Below are 12,598 nucleotides of genomic sequence, written 5' to 3' on the forward strand. Positions count from 1 at the left end.
TTTCGCAACTTTTATTTTTAAAAAGTTTTGATCGCATTTTTTAGAATTATTATCTTATAAAGTATATCGTTTCTGCTTAGCTAAAAGCTCTTCTGCGCTTACTGAATATCTTTCGTTTTTCAGTGGGACAAAGGTAAGCCAACTTACCTATACCAAACAAGTTTATTTAACTTTAAATTTACAATTATGTAATATTTAAATCTAACATACTGGATCGCAGGGTTAAAAATTTTAAACAAGATATAAAATTTAGCCTTCTAGTATTTAGAAACAGGAATTAAATAGGATATTGTTATTTTAATGGTGTATCATCTTTATAAATAAGGCTTAGAAACTCGGCATAAGATTTCTCCAAACCATGCACATCACCAGATTTAAGATTCAAACCACCATTTCCGGAAGTATCTGATTTAACTTTCAAAGATGAAATCTGAAAATACATATTATCCTTATTATCTTTTGGCTGAACTTTTATCGTAGAACCCAAAAGTTTTTTCGTTGAAACGGTATAGATTTCCCCGGGAACAATTTTCACTTTGATAAATGTCCGGGGTTGTAAGGTATAGTCTTTCTGATTAACACTAATCTTCTGAGCTTTCTCTGAGGAGGCAAATACATACAGCATGCCGTCCTTCCCTACCCATTTTTCTTTGGGCGTATAATAAAGCGCAATTTTATAGTTGGCTGGATTAAAGGGCTGAGCAGTTCCATCAACATTTTCAAAAGGTTTTAGTGCAAATGCATTAGCACCTATCTCCTTTGCCTTTTTATACACTAATGAAAAAATTCCAGCGTCATCTTTTGTAAACCCCTGAACTTCTACTTCTCCTAAATAAATCGTCTCTGATAGGGTATCATCTTTCCGGTATAGAAATTTATCCTGGTTATCATTTGTCTTTTCTACCTTAATCAGGTAAACATTTTGTGCATTCCAAAACTGGAAGCACAATACAGAAAAGATGATTGCTAGATTTTTCATATACTCTATAAATTATTGTTGTGAAAGTATGCTTACACATTCTTCCAGGCTATTTTCCCAATGTTTAGCTTCTATATGGTAAGTTTCTTCTATCTTATCCAATGACATGGTACTTCTTACCGGTCTTTTTGCCGGGGTTGGGTATTGATCTGTTGTCAGAGGATTTAGTTTTACTGATGATTTTGAAAACTCAGCAATTTTTTTGGCAAATTCAAACCATGTTGTTTCCGGATAATTTGAGAAGTGGAAAATACCAAAAGTTTTTACCGGAGATTCAATAATGTTCATTATTGCTTCAGCAAGGTCATTGGCATTGGTAGGCTGCCCAAACTGATCGGCAACTATACCCAACTCATCTTTTTGAGAAAATAAATTCAGCATGGTCTTCACAAAGTTTTTATTAAACTCTGAATACAGCCAGGATGTTCTCAGAACAATAGTTTGGGGATTAATTTCCAAAGCAAGCTCTTCTCCTTTTCTTTTTGACTGACCATATACCCCTATAGGGCTTGTAAAATCATCTTCTGAATAGGCCAGGTTTGTATCTCCATCAAAAACATAGTCTGTAGAGACATGAATTAATATACTTTTATAATCTGTACAAGCCTGAGCAAGATGAGCTACTCCTTCAGCATTTACAGCAAATGCTTTTTCTTTCTCTTTTTCTGCCAGGTCTACCGCTGTATAAGCTGAAGCGTTGATGCAATAGTCAGGCTTGTTATCGTAAAAAAAGTCATTAACCTGCTCTTCGTTTGTAATATCTAAGGTTTTTGAATCTGTAAATAAGAATTCATATGTATTTTCAAAATCGGGAGCAATTTTTCTAATACAATTTCCTAATTGTCCATTGCTTCCTATTACTAGTATTTTCTTCATTTATATATTATTTTAAATTATCAAAAAAGATTAATCCTCAATTTTAAGAATTCCTTGCGTTTTGAGATCTCAGGAATTTAACTCTTGGCTGAAAGTCTTTCTGCTCTAAATCTACATAAAACTTATGGAATGTCTCTTTGATATCTTCAGGATGAATTTCTGATTTTCTGGTTTTAATATTGAAATAAATAACCGTTACCCAAAGCACAGCATGAACGGTTTTTTCGTCCAAGCTTTTCATCAGAATTTCTACTTTAGCTGTTCTATCCTGTATTTCTATTGTTTTACTGCTTATTACGACCTGGGTATTGTATCTTACTTCTTTTAAATAGGCAATTTCATTTTGAATTGCGATCCAAGTACAGCCAGTCTGTTTAGTATATTCCTCATAGGTAAATCCATAAAATGTTTCTACATGATCCTCTCTTGCATTGAACATATAGTCCAAATATTTTACATTATTTAAATGTCCGATTGGGTCACAATCACTAAACCTAACTTTAACCGTGGTTGATACTTCTTTTTCCATTCCGCAAAAATAAAAAAACCACCTCTAAAAGAGGCGGTTAGTTTTATAAATCTTTGTTAATTCGCAGAAATTATTGAATTCCCAATTCTTTCTTTACAGCTGCAGTAGCATCTGGTCCTGCTTTGTAAACAAATGCTGCTGAATTTGCATCCATGATATAATCATATCCGCTAGCTTTAGCTACTTTTTCTACTGCATCGTTTAGTTTTTTCTCAATAGGTGCGAAAGCTACATCTTGTTTTGCTTGTAGATCTTTTTGAGCTTTATCCTGCATTTGAGCTATTTCTTCCTGAATTTTTTGTAATTCAGCTTCTCTAGCTTTGTTTTCGTCTGCAGTCTTTTTAGGAGCTTCTTCAGTATACTGCTTTAGTTTTACTTGCCCTGCATCAGCTTTTTTCTTGATCTCAGCTTGTTTAGTATCCAAGAATGTTTTGATATCAGCATCTGCTTTTTTCTTTTCAGGCATTGCATTAAGAACTCCCATCACATCTAAAGTAGCAATTTTTTGAGCTTTTGCCATACCTACCGATACAACCATCATTACTGCTGCAAATAATACACTTAATTTTTTCATAACTGGTATAATAAATAATTTAATTTGTTTTTAGACTTCAAATTTAAGCAAAAGTTAATTTGATAATTAATTTTTATTTTTTGCTATTCGTTTTTTCTTTCTTATCAGTTCCTTTCAACAAAATGTCTAAGACCTTGTCTGTAAAATCATATTTTTTTTGGAGAAAAATAACACTAATGTTATTGCTTTTATCAAGAACTATGCCCAAACCATTTTTCTCAGACATTGTTTTAATAGCATTCCATATCTGATCCTGGAACGGTAAAACAAGATTTGTTCTCAGTTTTGTAATTTCACCATTGGCGCCAAAACGAAGACTGGTAGTTGTTTTAACATTCTTATCAAGATCTACTACTTCTTTTTCTCTTAGCTTTAACTGATCTCCTATCAATAATACTTTTTCACTTTCAAATGCAGATTTCTTTCTTTCATACTCTGATTGCAGATTTTGAAGTTCTGACTGCCATGTATCGATCTGTGAGTTTAATCTTGCTTCGGCTTCTTTATACTGAGGTAATTTATTTAAAATATAATCAGTATCCACCACTCCTATTTTCTGAGCATTATTAAGCCCAAACAATAAAAGCAATACGAATGTGAAAGTTACTTTAAAGTTTTTCATATTTATAATTATAATGATTGGTTCATCAAGAAGTGAGTCTTCCAGCCTGATGGGTCTGTTCCGGAAATTGTCTTATCAAATCCATAAGCGAAATCAAATCCAATCAATCCAAACGCTCCCATATAAACCCTTACCCCTACTCCTACTGATCTCTTCAGCTGGAAAGGATTATAATTTCCCCAAGAATTCCAAACATTACCTCCTTCAGCAAACGTTAATGCATAAATCTTAGCTGTCTGATTCATTGAAATCGGATATCTCAATTCTAAAGTAAATCTGTTATAGATTGTTCCACCTCCTTTTGGAGTGATGTCTCCCTGAGAAGCATCTCCTCCGTAGTTAGAAGCATTTTCATAACCTCTTAAAGGAATTAATTCTCGACCATCATATCTACCTCCGAAAAGACCGGTTCCTCCCATATAAAATCTTTCAAATGGCGGAGCCCCTAAATTGCTGTTGTAACCGTCCATGAATCCCATTTCAGCAGAAGATCTTAAAACTAACTTTCCGGCAATTTCATTATATACATCTGCCTTGAACTTAATTTTATAGAATTCCATCCACTTATATTTATCGATGGCAGCCATTGTAGAATAATCTTTTTTACCAAACAATGAATATGGAGGGGTCAGCTTTGCAGAAAGCTCAATATTAGAACCTGTTGTAGGGAAAATAGGGTCAATACCTGCTGAGTTTCTGCTCAACCCTACATTGATACTAAAGTTATTAGCATCTCCATAATATTCTGTAGTATCTCCAAACTGGAAAGGATAATTACTGAAGTTATACTTTTGAAACTGAACACCTGTATACAATGAGAAGTAATCATCAGGCCAGTTCAAATATCTGTTTAATCCAACAGATGCCGAGAAGATATTTAACTTTTGTGAGTTTCCTAAATTATCACTGTATCTTACTCTTGAGTTATTTAAACTTACAGAAAGTGCAGTTGGTTTTGTTCCGAATAACCATGGTTCAGTAAATGAAATACCATAGTTTTGGAAATATTGTCCTGCCTGCATTTGGATAGATAACGTCTGTCCATCACCCTGAGGTACTGGTTTAAAGTCTTTAAATTTAAGAAAATTCTTTAGGGAGAAGTTATTAAACGTCAATCCTAAAGTACCAATAAAGCTGTTACCACCATATCCTGCCTGCAGCTGAACCTGGGAAGATCCTTTTTCTACAAGCTTCCAGTTAACATCTACGGTATTATCCTGCTGGTTAGGCTGAATGTCCTGTCCGATCTGTTGTGGATCAAAGAAAGACATCCCGGCAAGATCAAAATACGTTCTTTTGATTTCCGTCTTTTTGAAAAGGTCACCAGGCCTTGTTCTTAAAGCTCTCAATATAACGTGGTCATGGGTTGTGGTATTCCCTTGCCATGTTACTTTATTCCATGTAGCCTGTTCTCCTTCGGTAATTCTGATTTCCAGATTAACGGCATTCCCCGTTACGGATTTTTCTATTGGGGTTACATTAGAGAAAAGGTATCCATTATTCATGTATACAGATTTAATATCTGAATCATCTTCTTTACCACCATCTTCTCCAACTTTTTTGTTGAATCCTACTGCATCGTAAATATCTCCCTTCTTATATCCTAACAATCTCTGTAAGTAATCTGTAGGATACACAGTATTTCCAGTGAATGTAACATCCCCGATATAATACTTTTTACCTTCATTCAACTTTACATTGATTTCGTAATTATTTCTCTTATTTCTCCATACGGAATCTGAAACGATTTTCGCATCTCTGTATCCTAAGGAGTTATAATAATTGATCAGGCCACGCTTATCTTCCTGGTATTTGTCTTCAATGAATTTTGAAGACTTCAAAATTCCTCCGATACCAAAACGCTTTTGCTTAGTTTCTTTGAAGGCCTTATTTCTAAGTTTACTGTCTGTAACACTTTCGTTACCTTCAAATTCAATATGATCAATTTTTATTCTTTTACCCTTATCTACATTGATCGTCCAGTCTACTAATGCAGGATCTCCTGCATTGACTTTATCTTCAATGTTAATTCTAGCATCTGCAAAACCTTTTTTAATATAGTCTTTTGGGATGTTTGTTTTAAGGCTTGAGATTAAATTCTGGGTAATTTTAGTTCCCGGTTTCAGATTATTATCCTTAGCAAGTTTTTCGCTTTTAGATTTACCGATTCCTTTCCCTTTGAATTTAACTTCTCCAAGTTCTTTAAGGTCTTCCAGATAGAATCTAAGAATTACAGTTTGCCCTTCAATACTTTGAACGTAAACTTCCACTTCGGAAAAAGATTGCGTATCCCATAGCTTTTTAACAGCATTGCTGATTTTTTGCCCTGGAATATCTACGCTTTCTCCTTTGGATAATCCTGTAAATCGTAAGATTTGAGCTGGTGTATATTTTTTTACCCCATCTACAACAATGTCTTTAAGTGTATAAGTACCTACTTCACTTTCTGCATGCACAGCATTGTTTACTTTTGTGCTATCCTGTGGAGTTACTTGTCCATAAAAATGCGCAGAAGCAGCAAACATAATGATGGGTAATAGTCTAAACTTCATTTTATCGAGTCTTTCTTTTCTTAAAATTTTATTGGCCTGTTAGTTGCTCACCGGTTAATCCGTATCTTCTTTCTTTGTTTTGATAATCTACAATACACTGGAAGAAGATATCCTTGGTAAAATCCGGCCATAGAACATTTAAAAACTGTAATTCTGCATAGGCGATCTGCCAAAGAAGAAAATTACTTATTCTTATTTCTCCACTGGTTCTTATCAGCAAATCTACAGGAGGAAAGTCTTTTGTATACAGATAGTTTTCGAATAATTTTTCATCAATATTCTCTACCTCTACTTTTCCTTCTTTTACATCAGAACTTATATTCTTTATGGCGTTCAAAATTTCATTTTGTGAACCATAGCTTATAGCCAATACTAAGTTTCCTTTTGTGTTTTCTTTTGTAAGTTCTACCACACGCAGCAATTGTTCTCTTACTAATGTAGGCAGTTTTTCCAAATTCCCTATGACATGCATCCTTAATCCTTTACTGAAGATCTCTTCTGCCTCAAGCAGTAGAGTCTCAACCAGTAGATTCATAAGGCTATTTACTTCTTCAGCAGGACGGCTCCAGTTTTCTGAAGAGAACGTATAAAGAGTTAAATAGGGAATATTGATCTCATTACATGCATTAATGGCATTTCTTACAGCATTAATGGCATTTTTGTGGCCGAAAGTTCTTTCTTCGCCACGAGATTTTGCCCATCTTCCATTGCCATCCATAATGATAGCCACGTGTTTCGGTAAATTCTCAGAATTTATTTTATCTTTAATCAACGACATATTAATTAATCACAATAACATGGAGGTCTTCCGAATGAAAAAGTCAGTCCTAAACTGAAAGTATTCATCCAATCATTAGATCTATCATCTCCAATATTTCTTTTTTTAATAAACTCCTCCTCTCTTTCTTTAGCAACAGCATAATAGTTTCCTGACTGCAATAATGAACCTCCGGTGGTAGGGTCTAAAATATCTGCATTATAAGAAGCTTTGATATCTTTAGAAAGCACTTTGCTATGATCCAGCTGATCAGTCAACGTATATCTAAATGTAGCCTCTGCAAATATAGCCCAAGAATGGTTAAATTTATATTTCAAACCAACACCAAAAGGAATATGCATTGTCACTTTTTTTCCTAATGAATATTCTGTGGAAGTTTTAAAGTCCAATTCATTGATAGGAGCTTGTGCTACTCCATCTGCATCTCTTCTGAAATCATTCATAAGAGTAGCCTTAGGAGCATCAAACATTAAAGCTCCGATACCTCCGAAAATATATGGACTTACCATGCTTATCTGCTCGTTATTTATTGGAAAAAAGTTGTATTCAAACATTAAGCTTGCTTCATACACATTATTCTTTCCAAATGAGTTTCTGTTTTTTCTGTATTCTTCTTTCGCAACCTTGTCGCTAAACTGAATCTGGTTATACCCTAAGTCCAATCTAACAGTCTGGTGCGGATTAAAATTAAATCTATATAATAATCCTCCATAAAATGGGAATCCCCAATCTGAAACTTTATTTAAATCCAACGGCTTTTGTAAAATATAATTCGTACTTCCTACATCTCCCACTAGGTTACTCATACCTAGACGAATCCCCAATTCGTTTCTTTGTGCCTTAACACTTACTACTCCAAGGAGAGCAAGGAAGCTAAACAATAATTTTTTATTCATAAAAGAATATGGATTTATGGTTATTTTAAAATTTAATTTTTGCAAATATAAAACATTTTTATATTAATGATAATCTTAATGTTTAGTTAAAAATAAACAAAAAAACATAATTTGTTATAAAGTAAACGATAAAGTGGCAAAAATATTCTTTTTTTCACAGATTGAAAATACATAATATATAGAAAAACCCCCATTATATGAGGGTTTAAAGCTCTATTTTTTATTAAACATTGTCTGCACTTTGTTCCTTATCCTGATCAACAATGGTTCTTTATAATTTTTATCTTCATCAAAATAACCGTACCCATAGCCGTAACCGTAGCCATAACCATAGCCGTAACCTTGTTTTGTATTATAATCATTATAAATAAGCCCTAGATGATTAATTTCATTATTATGATACTTATCGGTAATCATTTTAAGCATATATTTTTCGGTATACTCATGACGAACGACATAGATATTGGCGTCAGAATATTTCATCAGTTCATAAGAATCTGCAACCAGACCTACCGGCGGAGAATCTATAATAATGAAATCATATTTTTCCTTTAGTTCTTCCAAAAATTTAATATTTCTCTGGCTCATTAAAAGTTCAGAAGGATTTGGCGGAATGGGCCCGGAGGTCGCTACATCCAGATTTGGGATTCTCGTTTTATTGATAATCTGGTCTATTTCTACTTCTCCTGTCAGGTAGTTTGAAATCCCATATTTATTGTCAATTTTAAAGTCTCCAAAGATCTTAGGCTTTCTAAGGTCCATTCCCAGGAGGATTGCTTTTTTATCACTCAGACCAATTACAGAAGCTAAATTGATAGAAACATAAGTCTTTCCTTCTCCACCAATGGAAGAAGTTACCAATATTACCTTCCCTTTTTCTTCTTCATTATTCATTAGGAACCTCATACTCGCTCTTATTCCTCTAAACGCTTCTGAGACTGATGATTTTGGCTGTTCCAAAACAGTAAGCATATTTTCGTTACTATTATTTCCGATAACACCCAGTAGTGGAATCTTAGTGGCACTTAATAGTTCTTTAATATTTCTCACCTTATTATCCAGAAGTTCTCCTATTAAAATAAATAAAAGAGGAAGAAGTAACATTCCTAATATAATAATAATCTTAGCCAGTTTTATATTGGGAGCGATAGGGTTCTGGCCTAAATTCTTAGCAGGGTCAATAACCGTGATATCAGACTGGTTGGTCGCCATTCTCATCTGTGTATCATTCTGCCTTCCCAAAAGACTGTTATAGGTAGCTTCTATCATATTATACCCTCGTTCTGCATCCAGATATTTTCTTTCTTTTTCAGGGTATAAAGCAAGGTCTGAATTGGCATCTGAGACATCCCGATCAATTTTATTGATCTCATCATAGTATTTAGTATAATAATTTCTCAGACTATTTGATGCCCCCATTCTCGACTCATTAATAAGTCGGTTGATTTCTTTCATAGGTTCAGAATTCGCTTTATAAATTAAAGCCATTTCTGATCTTTTAGCATATAAAGCCTTCAGTTCGGTAACAGAAGCAGAGAACATACCATCTTCGAAGCCTGCTGCATTAGTTCCGATCATTTTGTCGAAATCCTGGGATTGAAGGGTATTCTTAATTGTATTGAGTGAACTTATTTTACTGATAAGATCAGCTTTTCTGGATTCAAGCTCTTTTATTTTATCAAGAGACTTCTCATCCCTGTCTTTAATATTATAAAGTTTCTCTGATGTTTTTAAATAATTCAGCACGTTAGCACTTGAATCTAACTTCTTTCTTATATTACTTAAGTTCCCCTGCAGATAAGCTTCCGTGTTTTTGTTCACTATATTTTTATCAGCAAGTCTTTTTTTCTGAAGTTCAGCCACAGACTTATTAAGAAAGTTTACAGTACTGTTCAGATTGTACCCTTTCTTTACAATAACCATTATCGTACTGATTTCTTTATCGAAATCTACAGCAATTGTAGAAACAATATCATTAACACTTTCATTGACAGTATTCAGATTAATAATGATATTCTCAAATTTGATTTTAGGAGTTACCAAGTTTTGAACCAGCTTAAATCTTAAGTTAGGAGAATTATACCATTCATTTATCCTGATAATTTTATTAGCAGGTCGGGTATAAGGTCTAATGGCCTGAAAGTTTTCTGCTTCGTAGCTGTATAAGTTGGTAGATTCTCCTTCTTCCGGAAGAACCACCTCATATGTTCCATTTCCTTTTGGAATTAGGGTAATGGGGTAATGGGTCTGCTGAAGATGTTTTTTATCAATCTCAAGAAATACCGGAGAGTCATCTTTGTCCAAATAGGTAGACTTTATAAGCCCTTTGGTAGAATAATTAACAAACAGATCCAGCTCTTTTACCAAAAACTCATTGTGAGATCGTGATAAAAGCATTTTCTTTAAAAATATTCCGTCCTGGTTACCATTTTGCCCCCAGATAAAATTAATGGACTGGCTTGCCTGAGTGGGTTGTAAAAAGCTGGCAGTATTGTTTGAAGTACTTAAGGATATATCTGATGCAAATATATTCTGCGCGTAATATTTACTGTATATCCAAGAAATGGCATATCCAATAAACAGCATAAATACAAACCAATACCAGTTTTTAATTATTCTTCTTACAAAATGTTCAATATCAAATAATGCAAACACCCCATACTTTTCTTTTGAGGAGTCATTTTTTCCTACTTTTTCGTCTTTTCCTGGAATCATAGGATTAAAGTTTTTGTAGGATTGTATATAAAGTCAATGCAGTTGTAATTGCCGTCACACTGGTAAGTAGTGTCTGAATAGGATCTTTTCCGAATCCGTTCAAGCTTTTCTTTCTCGTGTTCAGATAAATTTCATCTCCATTCTGCACATAATAAAAAGGAGAATTCATAAGATCTTCCCGGGTAAGGTCTATTTTAGCAATTTTAATTCCTTCCGGTAATTTTCTATGAATTACAACATTTTTCCGGTCGATTGTTCTGTTCAGCCCACCATTTATGGCTAAAGCTTCGGTAATAGTCATTGTATTTTTATGCGCCACTTTTTCACCTGAAATACCGGTAGTTTCTACATCTCCAAGAATATAGTAGGTAATTCCGTTCGTATTTAATCTTACTTCAGATTTACCATCCTGAAAGTTTTCATTTACTTTTCCTTGAATTTCCTTGCTTATATCATCCAACGTTCTTCCTTCAGCTTTTATATAGCCTACTCCAAAAACATTGATATCACCATTAGAGTCTACTTTTAAACCGTTAAAATAAAAGCTTGTATTTCCTCCAAAACTGGAACCTTCTCCAGTTCCTCCACTAGTTCTTCCTATTCCGGAAGCGGCATTATTCAAAACGGGAATACCTACTCCTCCGGATGCATTATAGGCAGAATAAAACTGGGCAGCATCTCCTTTAGGAGTGGTAACGATGTTTAAATTGAGGATATCATTTTTAGTAATCCTATAAACAGGGATATTGTAGGGAACAAGACCTTCTTCGTTTATGACAAGACTCTCACTTGGCTGTAAATATCGCACATCCTTTGTTGTGATGCAGGAAGTAATTAAAAAGGGTAATATTAAAAATAAATACTTAAAGTTCTTCATCATGTTAAAATATGTTTACAAAAGTAAAGATTAAATTGTTAATTTTTGTTATTTCTTAACCGATACAATAAATCCGGTAAATAAGCTCCCAAAAAGCCCAGTGAAATAATAACCAGTAGCAGTAGATTTACATTCATATGTCTTAAATAATAAGCAATCCCTACAATCATGAGATAGTAAAGAATGATATAGAAGGTTGATCTCCTGTGGGTAAGGTCAAGTTTCAGCAGCTTATGGTGAATATGGTTTTTATCTGCATCAAAAGGTGACTTTTTATTGTAAAGCCTTATCATAATTACATTTAACGTATCTACAATAGGCAGAATTAAAATAGCCACAGCCACAACGGGTGCAGATTGTAAGTGATATCTTGGTACATCTGCCAGTTTTTTATCAATAAAAATATCAATAAAGCAGATAGATGTGAATGCTAACAAAAAGCCTAGCAACATAGATCCTGTATCCCCCATAAATACTTTATTGGTTCTATAGTTTGACAGATTATAATACAGAAATGCCAAAACAGTTCCTATGATCACAACAGATAAAATAACCAATGGATAATTATATTCTCCAAGTCTGTAATAGCTTATTCCGAACAGGGCACTGCAAATCACAGAATATCCTCCTGCAAGACCGTCTATACCATCTATCAGGTTGAATGCATTGATAAGAACAATGAAAGTAATAATACTGAATACAACACTTACGAAGTAGCTCAGTTCGTATACTCCAAATATTCCAAATAAACTTCGGATTCTGATATCTGATCCAATAACAACCAATGAAGATACAATTACTTGTGCCACAAGCTTTTTATAAGCCCTCATCACGACAATATCATCCATTACCCCTACATATAGCAGGATAATTAATGATGCAAATAAGAACTTATAGAGATCAAACAGCTCGTAGGCAAAAATAGAAGCACAGATCCCTATGGAATAGAAGATCGCTATACCGCCAAGATTCGGAATTTTTCTGAGATGTGAACTCCTTATTCCAGGTTCATCCATCAGATTCTTTCTTCTTGAAATCTTTACAATGGTAGGTACAGAAAAAAAAGTGATTAAAAAGGAGAATATAAAACCTAAACCTATCTTCACATAGAAAATAGGTATCCCCGATCCGCTTAAGAACAATTCAAAATTTTTCATTTTTTTCTTATTCAGTTACTCATGCCTCGTTTGAAAAATCATC

The 12,598-nt window shown here is 33.9% G+C and carries 11 protein-coding genes; all 11 read right to left on the bottom strand.

The features are described from left to right. Positions 1-292 precede the first annotated feature (292 nt). Positions 293-979, bottom strand: a complete 687-nt coding sequence (locus JML65_RS17360) for a hypothetical protein (RefSeq protein WP_115919250.1) — start codon at positions 977-979, stop codon at positions 293-295. A 12-nt stretch (positions 980-991) separates the two neighbouring features. Next, positions 992-1,855, bottom strand: a complete 864-nt coding sequence (gene rfbD, locus JML65_RS17365; protein ID WP_202271564.1) for a dTDP-4-dehydrorhamnose reductase — start codon at positions 1,853-1,855, stop codon at positions 992-994. Between the two features lie 43 nt (positions 1,856-1,898). Beyond that, complete coding sequence (locus tag JML65_RS17370; protein WP_084087138.1) at positions 1,899-2,384, bottom strand: acyl-CoA thioesterase; 486 nt, start codon at positions 2,382-2,384, stop codon at positions 1,899-1,901. 70 nt (positions 2,385-2,454) lie between these two features. Beyond that, complete coding sequence (locus JML65_RS17375) at positions 2,455-2,958, bottom strand: OmpH family outer membrane protein (protein ID WP_115919251.1); 504 nt, start codon at positions 2,956-2,958, stop codon at positions 2,455-2,457. Between the two features lie 73 nt (positions 2,959-3,031). Continuing rightward, positions 3,032-3,580 carry an OmpH family outer membrane protein gene (locus JML65_RS17380; protein ID WP_047492528.1) on the bottom strand — a complete coding sequence of 183 codons (549 nt, stop codon included), beginning with the start codon at positions 3,578-3,580 and terminating at the stop codon, positions 3,032-3,034. Positions 3,581-3,588: 8 nt separating this feature from the next. Beyond that, positions 3,589-6,132, bottom strand: a complete 2,544-nt coding sequence (gene bamA / locus JML65_RS17385; protein WP_115919252.1) for an outer membrane protein assembly factor BamA — start codon at positions 6,130-6,132, stop codon at positions 3,589-3,591. Positions 6,133-6,160: 28 nt separating this feature from the next. Continuing rightward, positions 6,161-6,910 carry an isoprenyl transferase gene (locus JML65_RS17390; protein WP_047492522.1) on the bottom strand — a complete coding sequence of 250 codons (750 nt, stop codon included), beginning with the start codon at positions 6,908-6,910 and terminating at the stop codon, positions 6,161-6,163. A 5-nt stretch (positions 6,911-6,915) separates the two neighbouring features. After that, positions 6,916-7,806 (bottom strand): DUF6089 family protein, encoded by an 891-nt coding sequence (locus JML65_RS17395; protein ID WP_047492521.1) that lies wholly within the window; start codon positions 7,804-7,806, stop codon positions 6,916-6,918. A 213-nt stretch (positions 7,807-8,019) separates the two neighbouring features. Beyond that, a complete protein-coding gene (locus JML65_RS17400; protein ID WP_202271565.1) occupies positions 8,020-10,521 on the bottom strand; it encodes an exopolysaccharide transport family protein in 2,502 nt (833 codons plus the stop codon). A 4-nt stretch (positions 10,522-10,525) separates the two neighbouring features. Beyond that, the gene (locus JML65_RS17405; protein ID WP_115919259.1) at positions 10,526-11,401 is read right to left on the bottom strand and encodes a polysaccharide biosynthesis/export family protein; all 876 of its coding nucleotides are present in this window, start codon (positions 11,399-11,401) and stop codon (positions 10,526-10,528) included. Positions 11,402-11,436: 35 nt separating this feature from the next. After that, on the bottom strand, positions 11,437-12,555 hold the full coding sequence (locus JML65_RS17410) for a glycosyltransferase family 4 protein (protein WP_115919261.1): 1,119 nt from the start codon (positions 12,553-12,555) through the stop codon (positions 11,437-11,439). Positions 12,556-12,598 lie beyond the last annotated feature (43 nt).

Source organism: Chryseobacterium sp. KMC2 (assembly GCF_016756935.1).
GTDB classification, from domain to species: Bacteria; Bacteroidota; Bacteroidia; order Flavobacteriales; family Weeksellaceae; genus Chryseobacterium; species Chryseobacterium rhizosphaerae.